This window comes from Mycobacteroides saopaulense, from assembly GCF_001456355.1.
In the GTDB taxonomy this organism is placed as follows: domain Bacteria; phylum Actinomycetota; class Actinomycetes; order Mycobacteriales; family Mycobacteriaceae; genus Mycobacterium; species Mycobacterium saopaulense.
In genome coordinates this window covers 4557363-4573033 of record NZ_CP010271.1, presented here as the reverse complement: position 1 = coordinate 4573033, position 15671 = coordinate 4557363, and the positions used below count along the sequence as shown (strand labels likewise).

The window sequence follows — 15671 nt, the reverse complement described above, 5'->3', positions numbered from 1 at the left end:
CTGCAACGCGGGCCAGGCTGTTTCACGGTGCAGCAGTGATTGTGCACCCGCATGCTTGCCGAGGGCTGTTGCGTAACCGCAGGGTGATCTCCGTCCCAAGCGGGGTTTGCGCGCAACCGCTTACAGTGGTTTGTCGGAGGATCTTCGAGAGGACCATATGGCTACGGAAACGCCTGCTACGCGCCTTGAGGCGGACGTCCGGGTCGTGCAGCCGCGCGCTTTCCTGCCGGTCTTCTTGCTGGCCTACTTCGCCTCCGCGGTGGCGCTGCTCGCCGCGGGCGGGGTGAGCATCCCGCTCCGGCTCGCCGAGCTCGACCCGGCCCACAAGACGCAGGCGTTGTCGTTGACGATGGCGCTCGGGGGGATCGCGATCATCCTGGTGACGCCTCCGCTGGGGCATCTCAGCGACACGTCGACCTCGAGGTTCGGTATCCGCAGGCCATATCTCGTGGGCGGCACGCTGGTGGGCGCGCTGGGCCTGACCACCTTGGCCACGGCCCCGTCGGTCGGCGGCGTGGTCGTCGGCTGGTGCATCACCCAGATCGGCTTTGCGGCCACGCTTGTGGTGTTCAACGCGCTGCTGGCGGACCAAATATCGGTGGCAATCAGGGCGCGTGTCGCGGCGGTATTCGGCATCTCGACCAGCCTGGCGCCCGTGATCGGCAGCGTCTTCATCAACGTGCTGCCCAACGACCCCCGATGGTGGTTCGGTTTGCCGGCAGTGCTGGCGTTGGTGTTCAACAGTGCCGCCGCACTCATCCTGCGCGATACGGTCCGGACCCAGCGTGCACACCTGCGGTGGCGTGCGATCCTGGCCAGCTACTGGATAAACCCGATGAAGTACCAGGATTTTGCCTGGGCGTGGATCTGTCGTCTCTTCGTCACGATGTCGGTGCTGTTGGTGACGGTCTACATGCTGTACATCGTCGCGGGCACGCTGGGCTTGTCCGAGCATGAGGCGGCCGCCAAATACGGCGTCATCATCGGCTCGTTCTTGATCACCAACATGCTCACCGCGGCGGTATCGGCATGGTGGTCGGACCGTACCGGTCGGCGCAAGAGCATCGTCTGGACTTCGTGCCTGATCACCGCGGCGGGGTTGGTGATCCTGCTGTTGTTCAAGGATTTTCATGCGCTGTTGCTCGGCGCCGCTGTGATCGGAGCAGGGCAGGGCGCCTACGCCGCAGTCGATCTGGCGCTGATGACGGAGGTGCTGCCCGAAACGGAGTCCTCGGGTAAAGACCTGGGTGTGGTGGCGATGGCGTACCTGATGCCGCAGCTACTGGTGCCCCTGCTGGCGACCGCGCTGTTTGGATTGCACAGCGCCAAGGGCGACTTCAGCGTCCTGTATCTGGCGTCGATGGCCCTGTCGGTTCTCGGCGCGCTGGCGGTACTGCCGATCAAGTCCGTGCGGTAGCGGTCTGCCGATCGCGCGCCTAGGTGATCGATGCGATGGTGCTGTCCGCCGCCGTCGGGGACAACAGATCGATGGTCGGCAGCAAGGCGCGTAACACGGCGGCGTTGACCTCTACCGGCTGATGGGTCACCGCGTGCATGATCCAGCGGCCGGCCTCCTGTGCCGAGAGTGCGGCGGCGCCGTCGTATTCGGCTGTGGGTGCGATCATTTCGGTACGCACCAGAGGGAAGTACACGTTGGTTGCGTGCACGTCCGGGTGCGGCCGCTCGGCGTTGAGACTGCGCCCGAAGATGGCCAATGCGCTCTTGGAGGCCGCGTAAGCCGAAAATCGCGGAAAGGTGTTGGCGTACAATGCCCAGGTACAGATATTGACGAACTGGCCGTGTCCGCGCTCGATCATGCCGGGCAACAGGCCCAGGGTCAGTTGCACGGCCGCGAAGTAGTTCAGAGCCATGGTCCGCTGGTAGTCGTGCAGCCGGTCGGATGCATCCTCTATGCGACGACGAATGGAATGCCCGGCATTGTTGATCAGCACATCCACGTGCTGGTCGGTGAGATTCTGCAGTAACTGTGCGATCGCGGCCTCGCTGGCCAGATCGCATGTGCGCCAATCACATCCGGTTTCCGCGGCGAGTGTTCGAAGTTCCTCCGCTCGTCGGGCCACGCCGATAACGCGTGCTCCCCGGGCGCGCAACTGTGTGACCGCTTCGCGCCCGATTCCCGCCGACGCGCCGGTGACCACCACCGTCAGCTGACTGACATCACGGCCCGGGCCGGACAGGAGGGAGTCGATTCTGGCGGGAAGCAACGTGCGGCGCTGGGCGAGCTCCTGGACGGTACGACGAATAGACACGGGATCCCTCTCCGCTTGCGGTGGGCCAACTCGGTACGGATATGACCACACGGTCATATTATCGGATCGCCTAAGGCCGGGCCCGACTGGGTTGTCACCGCGGCCATGCGTCGCTAATGTGTGCAGTGTTCTAATAGTGAACAGTGATCACTAATGACGACGGAGGCCCGTATGGCGGCATTGCGTGAACAGGCACGAGCGATCCGGCAGCGCGTCATGGCCGAAGTCTTGAGCCGAGGAACGGCGCCGACGATCGCCGAGCTGCTGGCGGAGTTCGCGATGTCAGACGAGGAACTGGCGTCCCTCCTGCGCGACCTCGAGGGCGCGATCTGCGTGGCGCGCCAGGACGAGGAGCACGCGGACTGCCAGACGTTCCAAGACGAGATGCTCACCGAGCCGCAGCCGTCGCTCGGTGAGCTGGTGTACGCACGCCCCTTTGCGACATTCAAGAACCATTATCCGATTACCGTTGGGGGCCAGCAGAAGTGGTATGCCGAATGCGCCGTCGAGGCGTGCGCGATATCGGGGCAGTTCCCCGGCGCGGAGGTGGTCGTGGATTCGGTGTGTCGACAGACCAAAGAGCCGGTTCGCCTCGTCGGACGCGATGGATTCCTGGTGGACTATTCGCCGGTCACGCTTCGGGTGCACCTGGGGTTTCCGGTGAGTGAGATGCCGCATCGGGTGGTCGGTTGGTGCGACTACAACAGTTTCTTCGCATCCGAGGATGCTGCGGACCACTGGAAGTCAGAGCGCCCGCAGATCAAGGGAATCACCCGCGCACCCGAGGAGATGGCCTGCCTGATCACGGGTTCCATCGCAGAGGGGCGCCACGACTACGACTATCAGCCCAGTCTGCCGGTGCTGGCGATGGCGCGGCACATGCGCAAGATGGGGCTTACCCGCACCACGCGGCTGGGATTGCGTGTTCCGGAACCCTTTTGGCTGCCGACGCCGAAGATGCTTTCCAGCTGGAGGCGCAACGGCTTGGGCACCTTCATCCGGGTGAGGTTTCGTTGAGTGATCCAACCAGGGAGGTATCGATGTCACGGGCAGGCGTGTACGCGATGGTGCAGCAGGAGAAGCGTGATCTGGCCGCGCTGCTGCGTCAACTGACGCCGCAGGAGTGGGAGGCGCCGTCGCTGTGTGCGGGATGGCGGGTGCGCGATGTGGTGGCGCACGTGCTGTATGACGGAACACCCCTGCCCACATACCTTTACGAGGTTGTTCGCGTGCGTGGTTCGGCAGATAAGTTGAATCAGCTGTATCTGGACAGGGCGCGAGAATGGTCGTCGGACGCACTGCTCGCCGCCTTCGAGGCCACCATCGAGAAGAGTTACTCGGCGAAAGTCCAGCCGAAGCTGGTCCTTGCCGACCTGCTCATCCATCACCAGGACATCCGGCGTCCGCTGAACCGTTCGCGCACGGTGCCCGAGGGGGCGCTGCGCACCGTGTTGGAGAACCCGGACCCGTTCGTTGACTCGAAGCGGAAAATGCGGGGGCTGCGCTGGGCGGCCACCGACGTGGACTGGACCCACGGCAGCGGGCCAGAGGTTCGAGGCCCCGGCGAGGCGATCGTCATGGCCATCGGCGGTCGCCCGAGTGCGTTGGCGGATCTCCGCGGCGACGGCGTGGCCGCGTTGCGCGGCAGGCTCGGCCACCGGTGAGCGAGCTGTTCATAGACTGACGGTTTCACCCGGACGCTTTTCAACCGAGGATGTGATGTGTCGACCCGGACGAATGCTGCGGATGTGCCCGCGACACGGCGGGCGCGGCAGCGCGCGCAGACCACGGACGAAATCAAGTCGCTGGCAAGAAGACAACTGGCCGACGGCGGCACCGGAGCGTTGTCGTTGCGGGGGATCGCGCGGGAGATGGGCATGGCGCCCGCTGCGCTGTTTCGCTACTTCGAGACCCAGGCGGCGTTGATCACGGCGCTGTGCGTCGACGTCAACGTCGCTCTCGCCGAGGCCATGAGTGCCGGGCAAAGGACCGCGGCCACGGATGATTCGGCGGGCCGGGTCCGGGCGGCATTCGTCGCGGCCCGGCGCTGGGCCCTCGCGCACCCCGGTGATTTCGCACTACTGAGCGGAACCCCCATACCCGGCTATCGCGCGCAGCCCTCCGAAACCGGCTCAGCGGCGATGAAAGTGATTGCGTCCTTTATGGATGCCTACCTCAGTGCGGTGGACAGCGGAGCGGCGGCACCGCAACGGACCAGGTTTCGGCCGTCGGCACCGGGACCCTTGCTTGTGGAGATGTTCGGCGAGGACACGCCCTTGCCGATCGACCCGGCGATTATCGGGATCGGGATCTTCGCGTGGACGTCAATTACCGGATACCTCGCGGGCGAGATCTTCGGAAGTCTTGGTGAGCTGGTCGCGGACAGTGATGCGCTCTATGCCGATCACATCGATACCGTCATGTACGGCATGGGTTTCACCGAGTGAACCATCGCCGACGGCTGGACTCGGCCGCGCTCGCCACGTCGGCACCGCGCTCTGAGATCCGCTCTGCCAGCTCCCCTCCTCGCCGTGAGGCGATCTCCGCTAGCTGGCTGCCGCGCCGTTGAGCGGTATCGGCGAGCTGGGCGCCTCGTTCGCGGGCGTACTCGGCGACCTCCGGAACTTTCTCGCGCGCTACTTCACCCAGCTCTGCCGCTTTGGCCTGGAGAGAATGCGACGCCGGTTCCACGCCGGGAAGCGCGGAGCTGATCGCGGCCACCGCATCACCGGCCGCTTTGCGCGTGCGCCACGACAAGCCTGGTCGTCCCTCGGTGTCGATGCCGGCGATGATCAGCCCGCCCAAGATCGAGATGTTCTTCCAGAAATGAGTCTTCTGCTGCAGCTTCAGGTCTGGGTCAGGCTGACGCCAAAATGCTTGATCGATCAGCGTCGCCGGTACCAGGGTGCTCGCAAGTACCCAGGCCGATACTCGGGGGAACCTGCCGCTGGCCAAGGCCAGCCCGGCGGCGAGCTGAAGAGCTCCATGGATCCTGACGTAGGTCTGCGGGTCGCGCGGTAGATAGCGGCCGGCCGATTCCGGCGCGCTTTCCACCAGGCTTTGAACCAGCGGCTCGGCGGCACGTGCGGACGCTTCCGGATGGCTGAGACCATCGGCGCCCGCGACGATGAAAATGGACCCAAGCATCGGACGGGCGATGTGGCGCACCAACATCTAGAACCACACCTTGCGGCCCGCGACCGGCCTGCCTACCGCCCCCAAGATCCATAAGACGGCTCCGGCCACCACGAGCACGATCCCTACCGTCTGTAGAACCGGAATTGCCAAGACATATCCCAGAACTGCCAGCAGAACACCCAGAATGATCATGACGCTGCTCTCCTTATTCAGGACTCGTGGGCGGCCACCTCGGCTCGCGCCTTGGTGAAGTACCCGCCCGCGCAGCTCCGAAACATCCAGACAGTGACCGGACAGTTCGGTAGAGGTCAGTGCTTCTGGTCGTCGCCGTCCGTCGTGTCCCACGTTCCCGGCAGCATCGGGCTGGTTCGGATTTCGGGGGAGTCAGCCGCGAGAGTGGTCAGACCGGCGGCGTCGGTGGCTATCGATGGTTTGTGGACACCGGCAAAACCAAGCCTTCCGGAACCCGAGTGCGACGCGGTCACCGGTGCCGGATCCTCGGGGCCGGTGGAGATGTTGTCGTCCATGGTGGCGTACTCGTGGCGGTATCCGCGATCTTCGAGGTTCCTGCGACGTTGTCTGCGCTTCTTGGCCATTCCGGGATTGCAGGCCAGCGCAGCGGCGGCGGACACGGCGCTGCTCGGCGCATGGGCGGTGGCACCGGTGCTCTGGCCCATGGTCGGTCCGAATCCGAATCCGGGGCCATCCCCACGAACTGCGTACCCGGCGCCTTCCGCTCCCGCGGGTGGTGGCGTGGACGCCGGTGCGGAACTTGGTGTTGCCGTGGATGTAGGGGTCGGCGACGGCGCGGCGGTGCTGGCTGCGGTTGCCGGGCTGCCGGTCAGCGCTACCGCGTGCGGCTGCTCGGTACGTGTAGGGACTACGTCCGCGGGCTGGTCGACGGGCGGGGCTTCTGGCATCTGCGAGAGCCCGGCCAGGGTGATGGCAAGGGGGATCGATATACCCGCGGCCGGACCCATGATCGCGGCATAGATCGGCGTGCCCATCACGGCGAATGTTGCCGCATAGGCGAATACGAAGAACAGTGGCTGCCACGTGACCAGCGCAGCCGCCGGGTTGGTGGAGAAGTCGATGATGATCTGGATGATGGTGCCGACCGGGTCGGTGATCAGTCCCTTGAGTGCCCGGTACATGCCGAGGAAGTGCTGGGAGTTCGCCAGCAACATCTCGATGGGATCGTTCGGATCGGGGATGATGGGTGGCGGTTTGGTCGAATCCTCGGCCGCGGCGCGTGCGACGGAGTCGCTTTCCGGTGAGAGTACCGTCGGTGCCGGTGACGTCGGCGGTGCCGAGGTCAGCGAGACCTCGGAGACTGTCTGGTAGGTGCTCATCACCGTAGCGGCCTGTACCCACATTCGGATGTAGTCGGCCTCGTTGAGCGCGATCGGAATGGTGTTGATACCAAAGAAGTTAGTGGCGACCAATGCGCCGTGCGCCGCATGATTCGCGGCGAGCTCGGCCAGGGTGGGCATGGTCGCAAGCGCCTGGCTGTAGGCGGTGGCCGCGGTTTCGGTCTGGGCGGCCACTCCAGCGCTGGCGGTGCTGGTCTGCTGCAGCCAACTGAGGTAGGGCACGTGCGCCGCCTGGTACTGCTCGGAGCTGGCCCCATTCCATGTGCCGGCTTGAACGGAGCCGAGAGTGGTGGTGAGTTCGGTTGCGGCCGAAGAATACTCGGCGCTCAGCGAGCGCCAGGCGTCTGCTGCGGCAAGCAGTGGCCCGGGACCGGGGCCGCTGCTGAGCAAGGCCGAATGCACTTCGGGAGGCGCTGCCATCCATACCGGCGCCGTCATGACGTGATGCCCGTGTCGCCCATCGGACCGACTGTGGGGGAATCAATTTCGCAACGCATCATCTGACCGGTTCCAGGGCCCGCTCGGGTTGCCTGGCGTCTCCTCTCCAGTGCCCGCCGGCCCTGTTAAATTAGGCCAGCCTAAGATAGGTTAGCGTAACCTCGCGCCCCATGGTGAGGTCCCCGTGATCCGCTGACCCAGGACGGTTGCGCGACGGCAAAACTGGTTGCGCTGTGCACAAACGCGATTCGCGCTAGTCGATAGCCGACAGCGCGTGAAAGCCGCTGTCACAAAGGGGATTATCGGCTCAAATCCCATTGCCCGAAGTCGGCCGCGAGAACATCGTCGACATCTACGTGCACATCGCCGATGAGGGGTCCGGGGTTCGACTCCGTATTGACCGCGGTCTGATAGAGCACTGCGGCGGGCTCGCGTGCGCCCCCGGACCATGCCCTTGTCTGCCATGCCCACCGGTACCCGGCCGTGGTGGAGGGCCCGATCACATCATCGGCAATGGCCCAGCCGCAGGCGCGCGCGTGCCCGTAGATCCCGGTGCGTCGAACGCCCAGCACCGAGTTGATGCCCCGAAACCATTGGACGGCAAGATTTTTCCAGGTTTTTTGATCGATGTCCTCGTCGACACTGAAAAAGATGGGCGCGGACGACGGCCCGCCGGCTGCTCCGTGCAGCCGCAAGGCGGTCTGGGCATCGGCCACGCCGCCCTCGTAGCCGCGGGTGAAATCGGACGGGGTGGGCCAACCCGGCTTGCCGTACTGATAGCAGCTGACGACGTGCAGTCCCGCGGCGCGGAGTCCGTCGGTGAACTCCAAAGTGGTGGGCTTGAAGTCAAAGGTTGCGCCCGGCCGCAGCTCGGATACGTAGACGAGCGCTCCGGCATAGCCCGCCGCCTTGATCTGGTCGGGGGAGACCAGTCGTTCGGTGAAGTCGATGAGCCGCAGGCCGTCCGCCGATGCGCGCGGAGCCAGGACCAACGGAAGGCTCGCTGCGATCGGCACCGCTACGGCGTACCGGAGTGCATCACGCCGCGACAGGTGTCGTGCGGGCGCGGCTGATTCGTGCACCTAGCGATGGTAACAATCTGTGCCGCAGCTGCATTCGACAATGAGCAGGCGCCAGGTCAGCTGAAACGCACGTTCATCGTCGCGAGGCCGAAGATCTTCTTGCCACTGGACTTCGCGGTGACGACGATGACACCGGTCCGGGTCTCCGGATCCAGCGACTTGATCTTGCCGCCGAACTCGATATCCGCGCCCTCGGAGGCCGGCACGATCGCCGGCGCGGACAGTCGGACCGCGTAGCGGGTAACGGCACCCGGGTCACCCGACCACTCGGAGAAGAACCCTGCGCCCAATCCCATGGTGAGCATTCCGTGCGCGATCACGTCCGGCAGTCCAGCCAGCTTGGCGATGTTCTCATCCCAGTGGATGGGGTTGGCGTCGCCTGCCACACCGGCGTAGTTCACCAGATCGCCGCGGGACAGGCGGGTGTGATGTACCGGTAGCTCATCCCCGGCCTGAACCTCGTCGAACGAGGGCGTTCCCGGTGTGCGCGCGGTGTCGTCGGCGAGCGGAACCTCGTTCTCGGGCCGCACCGTCTTCACGTAGGAATCCTCGCAAGCACCGATTCCAGAGAAGTCGACATCGTGCATCATCGCCTTCTGCACCGCCGCCATCGTTCCCGGGCTGATCTCGTCGGCGGTGACGCCGACAACGGTGGTGTGCAGGGTGTGTACCCGTTCACCGGCCGCGTCCGTGAAGGTATTGGTGACGGTGATCAGGTCTCTACCGGCAACCCGGCGCACCGCCGTCAGCTCCACGTCGATATGCAGTTCGTCGCCGGCCACGATCGGACGGTGCTGTTCGAAGACCTCTTCGGTCTGTAGGTAGGTGTCGTACCCGACGACCACGGACTCGAACATGCGGCGGTTGCACGCCATGGCTGGGGTCGAGGTGAACGTCAGCGGGGCGACCAAACCCGAGTAGCCCAGCGCCGCTGCGGCCTCGACGTCCCAATGTGCGGGGTGGTAATCCTGCACCGAGCGTGCGTACTCGCGTAGCTTCTCCCGGCCAACCAGGTAGGGGCCGTCCATCTTGTAGTAGTGGCCGACGCGCGCTTCCAGCGCCGACGCTTCTGCGGGTGCAGTCATGGATTACTCAACTCTTCTACCGACCTGTTCGCTGAGGCCGACGCAAGCACACTAGCGCGCCGACATCGTGAGCACGGACCCTGATCGACCCGGTGGGGGCCGGCTGGCCGGATATCGGGCATGGAATTTGTTCCTGCGAATATGGCTGACGCGCATTTCGCGCACGCGCCGAGTCGTAAACTCGAAAGTGCGCCTTCAAGCATCTGAAGAGCGGGAATACCCTGGGTGCTCAGCCCGGACTCCACCGCTCGCCGCTGCCGAGAAGTCGTGGTCAGTGGCTGTGCCCGTAGGAAGAAGGGAGGGCACTATGGCTGTCGGCATTCGAGTTTTCGCCGCGGTGGCATTTGTTGGAGTGATCACAACAGGTGCCCATCACGTCAATGTTCCCGATGTGAACGCGATGTCCAAAACCCATATGAGTTGTGAAAAGGTCAACGAGTTTGGCGATTGCGAGCAGGACCCGCCCCAACAGCAGAACGGCGGAAGCAGTTGTGTGCTCGTCAACGAGTTGGGCGCTTGTGAGGACCAGCAGGAGGTCGACAACCCTCCGCACACAATGGATAGATAGTCCGGTCAGATCCGGCTGAGTGGCGATCAGGGACGTGCGGCGGCTATTTTCCTGAGGTGATTTCCTCAGCTGCTGGTGCTGTCGCGCGATGGATCGCTTCTCTGGTGGCCGTGACATGCCTGGGTATGTTCGTCGGACCGGTGGCCAGGGCGGACAATCCCCTGGACGGTCAAGGGTTCTATGTGAACCCGAACTCGGCCGCCATGCGCGCGGCGCAGGGCGCGGGCAGCCCCGAGCTGACCGCCATCGCCAACACGCCGCAGGCGTACTGGATGGACAACGTGTCGACGCCGAGCGTGGACGCGAAGTACATCAGTGCGGCCCAGGCTTCCGGTGCCACCCCGGTACTGGCCCTCTATGCCATTCCGCATCGCGACTGCGGCAGCTTCGCCGCCGGCGGGTTCGGGTCGGGCGACGCCTACCGAGGATGGATCGACGGCGTCGCGTCCGCGGTGGGTTCCGGACCGGCTGTGATCATCCTCGAGCCCGACGCATTGGCGATGGCCGACTGCCTGTCGGCCGGCCAACGGCAGGAACGCTTCGAGTTGATGCGCTACGCGGTCGACACACTCACCCGCAACCCGGCCACGGCGCTCTACATCGACGGCGGCCATTCGCGTTGGGTGAGCGCCGACGTCATGGCGGCCAGGCTCAACGATGTCGGCGTGAGCAAGGCGCGAGGCTTCAGCCTCAACACCGCGAACTTCTTCACCACCGACGAGGAGATCGGCTATGGGGACGCGATTTCGGGGATGACCAACGGTGCCCACTATGTGATCGATACCTCGCGCAACGGGGCCGGACCGACCAGCGATGCGCTGTACTGGTGCAATCCCAGCGGCCGGGCGTTGGGTACGCCGCCCACCACAGCCACCGCGAGCCCGAATGTTGACGCCTACCTGTGGGTCAAGCGTCCCGGCGAGTCCGACGGTTCGTGCGACCGCGGCGATCCTCGGGCGGGGACTTTTGTGAACCAGTTCGCGATCGACTTGGCGCGTAACGCCGCCAGGTAGCGCCGGGCTATTCGCCCGTCCACTGGGGTGGTCGGCGTTCGAAGAACGCCGCGATGCCTTCCGCCATGTCCGCGGAACGCAACACCGCCGCGAATGCGTCTTCGGTATCCCGCCATCCGGCGATGTCCGCCTGGTCGAATGCCTTGTGCGTGGCGAGCAGACTTTCTTGAACGGACACAGGGGAATTCAGCACGATCCGGTGGGCCAACGCGATTGCAGACTCCAAGGCCGCGCCGTCTTCGGTGACCTCGTTCACCAGCCCCAGCTGGTAGGCACGCTCGGCTGTTATCGGATCGCCGGTCAGGAGTATCTGCCGGGCGATGTTCAGCGGTAGCGCCCGCTGGGCGCGGAACAGGCCGCCGCAGGTGGCGATCACCCCGCGGCGGGCCTCCGGCAGTCCGAAGGTCGTCGAGGCCGATGCCACCACCAGATCGCAGGCGAGCACGATTTCCATCCCGCCGCCCAGCGCCATCCCTTCGACGGCGGCGATCAGGGGCTTACGGCGTGAGCGTCGGATCACTCCGTACTCGCCGCCGCGCTCGGTGCGCGGGCCCGCCGACTCGGCGAGATCGGTACCGGCACAGAATCCCTCGGGGTGGCCGGTCAACACGGCCACCCATAGGTCCGCGTCGTCTTCGAACTGATTCAAGGCCGTGTCCAGCGCCATCGTCATCTCCGGGTTGATGGCGTTGCGCTTCTCGGGCCGGTCCATCCGGATCACGCAGGTCCGGTCGTGCTTCTCGATCGCTACGGGCATACCGCTGAGCATGACTGATGTTGCGTAGGCAAGTACATAGGCCTAGACGGACCCTCAGCGCATCTCGTCGACTGCCTGGCGAGTGTTCGCCGAGGTCGGGCACGAGAAGGCCACGATTCGCGGTATCGCGGCAGCCGCCGACGTGGACAAGTCGTCGGTCATCCAATACTTCGGCAGTAAGAGCAACCTTTTTCGTGAGGCTGTCCACTGCAGAGTGCCCGTCGACGAGCTGACGGTGGACAGTTCGGCGCAGACCGCGGAGAACTATCTGCGCGGTCTGCTTTCGGGATGGGCCGCCGCGCCGGACGGTCCGATGGCGGTGCTACTTCGCAACAGTATGACCAGCGAAGATGCGCTAGAACTGTTGCGAGAGCAGGTCACCGACCATGCGGTGAGCTCGGTCGCGGCCACCATCGAGGAGCCCGACGCCCGGCTGCGTGCGGCACTTTTGAGCGCCGTGTTGATGGGTATCGCAAGCCAGCGCTACCTGCTGCGCCTGCCCGATCTCATAGCCGCCAGCGACGAGGAGATCGTGGCGTTGATGGCCCCGTTGTTGACTGCGCTCATCTCCCCTGAAAACGCCTCGTGAACTGCGGCAATTTGGGGTGCCGCTGAGACCAGTTAGCGGGCTCGATCGACTGCCGATTTCGTTACCAAAACGTGGGGAACGCGTGATCGAAACGGCAAGCGCGCCCGCTACTTCGGGCGTTCGCACGTCCTTACGATCGCATCGTTCATGACGAAGTGGTCATCCCAGAGGGGTCGGTCGATGAGGGCAGTTCTTCACATGGTTGTGGCAGTGTCCGTTGTCGGCGCGACACTGGGCGGGCACGCCGCCGGCGTCGACATCACGGCCGTCAGTGTGCCGCTCGAATGGGACATCAGATCGATTGCGCCCACACCGGACAGACAGGTGGGTATCGCGCACCCTGTGGTGGTGACCTTCAACGGGCCCGTCGTCGACCGTCAGTCGGCCGAGCGCGGCCTGGGAATCACGTCGTCCCCGGCCATGACGGGTAAGTACGAGTGGCTCGACAGCAATGCCGTGCAATGGATTCCAGACCGGTTCTGGCCCGCGCACAGCACGGTGCGGCTGATGGTGGGCGGTAAGCCCGCGGAGATCTCGACGGGCCCGGCGCTCATCGGCATCGCGAGCATCTCACGGCACACGTTCACCGTGTCCTACGAGGGAGTGTGGCGCAAGCCGTCTGACGGTGCAGCGGGATTACCTGCGCCACACCATCTTCCTCGTCTGGGTGAAGAGGGCGTTTTCCCCGCCTCGATGGGCCGGCCGGAGTATCCGACTCCCCTGGGTACCTATTCGGTACTGGGGAAGGAACGTTCCGTGCTCATGGACTCCAGCAGTGTCGGCATTCCTGTCACGGCTCCTGACGGTTACAAGATCGACGTGGAGAACGCCGTCCGCTTTACCAGTCGCGGTCTGTTCGTGCATTCGGCTCCGTGGGCCGTGCCTGCGATGGGGTACGAGAACGTCAGCCACGGCTGCATCAGCCTGCCTCCGGCGGCCGCGCAGTGGTACTTCGACAACGTCAACGTCGGCGATCCGGTGGTTGTGCAGGAGTAGTCGCACGCTACGGACTTGCTGACATGACTGGATAGCAATGATGCCGAGGCCCCTTCCGGGTACCTCGGCATCATCGATGAGTCGGATGTGGCGATCAGTCCTGCGGGCCGGCCGGAGTCGGCACACCCGGGGTCGGCCCGCCCGGAACCGTCGACCCGACGGGGGCGCCCTTGCCGCCAACAGGTCCTGCGGCGATGCCACCGTCCAACGGCGCTGCGGCCGGGACGACGGCAGGTGCCGCCGGAACCACCGGGGCCGCAGGAACAATCGGCGCTGCGGGGACCACAGGCGCGGCAGGAACGATCGGTGCGGCAGGAACTACGGGCGCTGCCACAGGCCCGGGCAGAATCGGCACGCCGGCCACGGGTGCCGCTCCGGCGGCGGGGGCGCCGACCAACGCACCCTTACCGGAGCCGCTCGCGCCGTCGTCGATGGCGTACTGCCCACCGATTGCCGTGGCCGCGGTCGCGCAGGGGCTCAGCACCACGGCGGCCACGCCAATACCGGCGCCGGCAATTACTTGAATAGCCACTCGATCAAAGTTGATCGCCACGGACCCGACTCCCTAGCTTGTGCGTGTAAATCACGCGGATGAAATTCTCTGGTTGAACTTTATAGCTCCCCAGAAAAGGCGTCCAGATGAGAAGTGCCGGTTTATGAAGCTGATATGGAAAAGGGGCTGCGTCCGTGACTTTGGAGGTTTCGGACGCCTGTGCGCTTAGTGGGTTCTTATTGTTAACTGCCAGCTCATAGCGCGATTCTGGTTACGTTTAGTCGCTTCTTTCGGCGAGACGCAACCGTGATCAGAACGTACCCATCGCGAGCTTCTCGTCGCGTAGCAATGTGCTTCACGCACCACGAAAAGAGACCTTCGGACGACGAATACCGGGAAGAAAGTATGGTTAGGTAAAGACATGCAAAATGAACCGCGCGGACAAATTGCGCGGCGCAATTATGCATTGTCGATTACTCAAATTTGCGCGTCGAATACAACAAGGGCCGGCGCGCGGCTCAGCGTCGGTAGGCGGCTAGATTGGACGCCAGTTCGTCAAACAGCGCCTGGTTGAGACCGAACGCCGTCTTGACCTCGTCGACCACCTGCGCGGTCTGCTGCGCGTCCAGTCCCAGTTCGTCGAGGCGGGCCCGGTACGCGTCCTTGTAAGGCTTTGGCCGCATGGGGAAGTCGTAGAACGACAGCCCGGCCCCGTCGAGGCCGAACGCCCGATCGATGATGCGGCCGATCGCCTGTCCGCCGGAGAGGTCGCCCAGGTACCGGACATAGTGATGCGCCAGCAGCGCGCCAGTCCAGTCGGCGCCGGATATCCGATCCCGATAGGACTGCGCGGCAGGCGAATCTATGTCCAGGGCGGCACCCGGTGCCCAGTGCTCCAGGTCGGCGTCGAGGGCGTCACGCCGCTCCAGTGCCGGGTCGTAGACGGCCGCGATCAGCGGATCGTCGCGATGCGCGCGCACGGCTTCCTCGACGGCGATGTAGACCACGCGCAAGCGCAGCAGATAGTCGACATAGCCCCGAGGGTTGACCCTCCCGGCGAGTAGTTCGGACACGAACGGCGACTGTTCGGCGGCGTCGTGTTCGGCGCGCGAGCCGTCACGCATCGCCAGTGAAAGCGATTCGGCGGCTTGGGGAACCGGGGGAGAGCTGAGGGTCATGCGGCGACTTCCTGACCTCGAATTTTATCTGACAGCTTGTCCAGATCATGTTGACAAGTTGTCAGAAACCTAGCATGGCATCTCGGCGCAGTGGGGCCTACGTGGTTGCGCCCAAGGCGCGCAGCACGAATCGTTCAATCGCAGCTATCGGCAGGTGCCGTGGCGCCAGGCACGCGTGGATCAGGGAGACCGTCGCGGCCTGGTCCTCGACGACGAAAACGTCGGCTGCCGCCCCGTCCGCCAGGATCTCGCGCAACACTTCTTCGACGGCGACCACATGCTCGCGGATCGCCACCATGGCGTCTGGGGACAGCGCGCCGTAGAGCTGGGTGCCCAGGCCCATGTGGAACTGCTGGCCGGTCTCAATCTGGTGCCGGACGTAGATACGCAGCCGTTGGGCCGGATCGTTGCCGACGGCCAACGCGGTGCGCAGGCCTTCGAGGTAACGGCTCGTCTCATGTGAGGCGAACTCGACGATGACGGCTTCCTTGTCGGCGAAATGGTGATAGATCGCCGTACGTCCAATACCGGCAGCGGTGGCCAGCTTGGCCATGGTGATGGCATCGAAGCTCTGCTCGGCCATCAATTCGGCGAACGCCTCGAAGACCCGACGGTGCACCTGTTCGCGGTGCTCTTCCACCGAAGAGGCGCTGATCCTGGGCACAGCGCGACTCTAGCCTGGTGAGCCGAT

General features: G+C 64.7%; 18 protein-coding genes. 8 read left to right on the top strand and 10 right to left on the bottom strand.

Annotated elements, in window-relative coordinates:
• The first annotated feature begins 157 nt into the window (after nt 1-157).
• A complete protein-coding gene (locus MYCSP_RS22615; protein WP_083017195.1) occupies nt 158-1417 on the top strand; it encodes an MFS transporter in 1260 nt (419 codons plus the stop codon).
• Nucleotides 1418-1436: 19 nt separating this feature from the next.
• Here MYCSP_RS22615 and MYCSP_RS22610 read toward each other — a convergent pair whose 3' ends face one another.
• Nucleotides 1437-2270, bottom strand: coding sequence for an SDR family NAD(P)-dependent oxidoreductase (locus MYCSP_RS22610; protein WP_088415239.1), 834 nt, complete (start codon nt 2268-2270; stop codon nt 1437-1439).
• Between the two features lie 171 nt (nt 2271-2441).
• Between MYCSP_RS22610 and MYCSP_RS22605 the strand changes: the two genes are divergently transcribed.
• From MYCSP_RS22605 to MYCSP_RS22595, 3 genes are read left to right on the top strand one after another with little or no spacing between them, the layout of a single operon-like run.
• Nucleotides 2442-3287 (top strand): alkylmercury lyase family protein, encoded by an 846-nt coding sequence (locus MYCSP_RS22605; protein ID WP_088415237.1) that lies wholly within the window; start codon nt 2442-2444, stop codon nt 3285-3287.
• Between the two features lie 23 nt (nt 3288-3310).
• The gene (locus MYCSP_RS22600) at nt 3311-3934 is read left to right on the top strand and encodes a maleylpyruvate isomerase family mycothiol-dependent enzyme (protein ID WP_088415235.1); all 624 of its coding nucleotides are present in this window, start codon (nt 3311-3313) and stop codon (nt 3932-3934) included.
• A gap of 57 nt (nt 3935-3991) precedes the next feature.
• A complete protein-coding gene (locus tag MYCSP_RS22595) occupies nt 3992-4717 on the top strand; it encodes a TetR/AcrR family transcriptional regulator (RefSeq protein WP_088415233.1) in 726 nt (241 codons plus the stop codon).
• On the opposite strand, the gene MYCSP_RS22590 is transcribed toward MYCSP_RS22595, so the two are convergent.
• The 5 genes from MYCSP_RS22590 to MYCSP_RS22570 all read right to left on the bottom strand — a co-directional run bounded on the left by MYCSP_RS22590 (nt 4707) and on the right by MYCSP_RS22570 (nt 9386).
• Nucleotides 4707-5444 carry a DoxX family membrane protein gene (locus tag MYCSP_RS22590; RefSeq protein WP_162266284.1) on the bottom strand — a complete coding sequence of 246 codons (738 nt, stop codon included), beginning with the start codon at nt 5442-5444 and terminating at the stop codon, nt 4707-4709. The two genes, MYCSP_RS22595 and MYCSP_RS22590, sit on opposite strands and share 11 nt — an antisense overlap.
• Nucleotides 5445-5600: a hypothetical protein gene (locus MYCSP_RS23380; RefSeq protein ID WP_070911609.1), complete on the bottom strand. Its 156-nt coding sequence runs from the start codon at nt 5598-5600 to the stop codon at nt 5445-5447.
• Between the two features lie 116 nt (nt 5601-5716).
• Nucleotides 5717-7219, bottom strand: coding sequence for a PPE domain-containing protein (locus MYCSP_RS22580; RefSeq protein WP_088415231.1), 1503 nt, complete (start codon nt 7217-7219; stop codon nt 5717-5719).
• Nucleotides 7220-7518: 299 nt separating this feature from the next.
• The gene (locus MYCSP_RS22575) at nt 7519-8301 is read right to left on the bottom strand and encodes a DUF1906 domain-containing protein (protein ID WP_088415229.1); all 783 of its coding nucleotides are present in this window, start codon (nt 8299-8301) and stop codon (nt 7519-7521) included.
• A 56-nt stretch (nt 8302-8357) separates the two neighbouring features.
• A complete protein-coding gene (locus MYCSP_RS22570; protein ID WP_088415227.1) occupies nt 8358-9386 on the bottom strand; it encodes a fused (3R)-hydroxyacyl-ACP dehydratase subunits HadA/HadB in 1029 nt (342 codons plus the stop codon).
• A gap of 307 nt (nt 9387-9693) precedes the next feature.
• Here MYCSP_RS22570 and MYCSP_RS23195 point away from each other — a divergent pair, with 307 nt between their 5' ends.
• Together MYCSP_RS23195 and MYCSP_RS22560 are read left to right on the top strand one after the other, a co-directional pair.
• On the top strand, nt 9694-9954 hold the full coding sequence (locus MYCSP_RS23195; RefSeq protein WP_133054133.1) for a hypothetical protein: 261 nt from the start codon (nt 9694-9696) through the stop codon (nt 9952-9954).
• Between the two features lie 101 nt (nt 9955-10055).
• Complete coding sequence (locus MYCSP_RS22560) at nt 10056-10967, top strand: glycoside hydrolase family 6 protein (protein WP_322788590.1); 912 nt, start codon at nt 10056-10058, stop codon at nt 10965-10967.
• A gap of 7 nt (nt 10968-10974) precedes the next feature.
• Here MYCSP_RS22560 and MYCSP_RS22555 read toward each other — a convergent pair whose 3' ends face one another.
• Complete coding sequence (locus MYCSP_RS22555; protein WP_088415716.1) at nt 10975-11724, bottom strand: enoyl-CoA hydratase-related protein; 750 nt, start codon at nt 11722-11724, stop codon at nt 10975-10977.
• A 61-nt stretch (nt 11725-11785) separates the two neighbouring features.
• On the opposite strand from MYCSP_RS22555, the gene MYCSP_RS22550 reads away from it, so the two are divergent.
• Together MYCSP_RS22550 and MYCSP_RS22545 are read left to right on the top strand one after the other, a co-directional pair.
• Nucleotides 11786-12313: a TetR/AcrR family transcriptional regulator gene (locus tag MYCSP_RS22550; protein ID WP_268873124.1), complete on the top strand. Its 528-nt coding sequence runs from the start codon at nt 11786-11788 to the stop codon at nt 12311-12313.
• A 198-nt stretch (nt 12314-12511) separates the two neighbouring features.
• On the top strand, nt 12512-13309 hold the full coding sequence (locus MYCSP_RS22545) for a L,D-transpeptidase (protein WP_088415223.1): 798 nt from the start codon (nt 12512-12514) through the stop codon (nt 13307-13309).
• Nucleotides 13310-13403: 94 nt separating this feature from the next.
• Here MYCSP_RS22545 and MYCSP_RS23245 read toward each other — a convergent pair whose 3' ends face one another.
• From MYCSP_RS23245 to MYCSP_RS22530, 3 genes are all read right to left on the bottom strand, one after another.
• On the bottom strand, nt 13404-13862 hold the full coding sequence (locus tag MYCSP_RS23245) for a hypothetical protein (RefSeq protein ID WP_162266283.1): 459 nt from the start codon (nt 13860-13862) through the stop codon (nt 13404-13406).
• A 458-nt stretch (nt 13863-14320) separates the two neighbouring features.
• Nucleotides 14321-14980 carry a biliverdin-producing heme oxygenase gene (locus MYCSP_RS22535; protein WP_083017171.1) on the bottom strand — a complete coding sequence of 220 codons (660 nt, stop codon included), beginning with the start codon at nt 14978-14980 and terminating at the stop codon, nt 14321-14323.
• Nucleotides 14981-15077: 97 nt separating this feature from the next.
• Nucleotides 15078-15644: a TetR/AcrR family transcriptional regulator gene (locus MYCSP_RS22530; RefSeq protein ID WP_070911621.1), complete on the bottom strand. Its 567-nt coding sequence runs from the start codon at nt 15642-15644 to the stop codon at nt 15078-15080.
• Nucleotides 15645-15671: the final 27 nt, after the last annotated feature.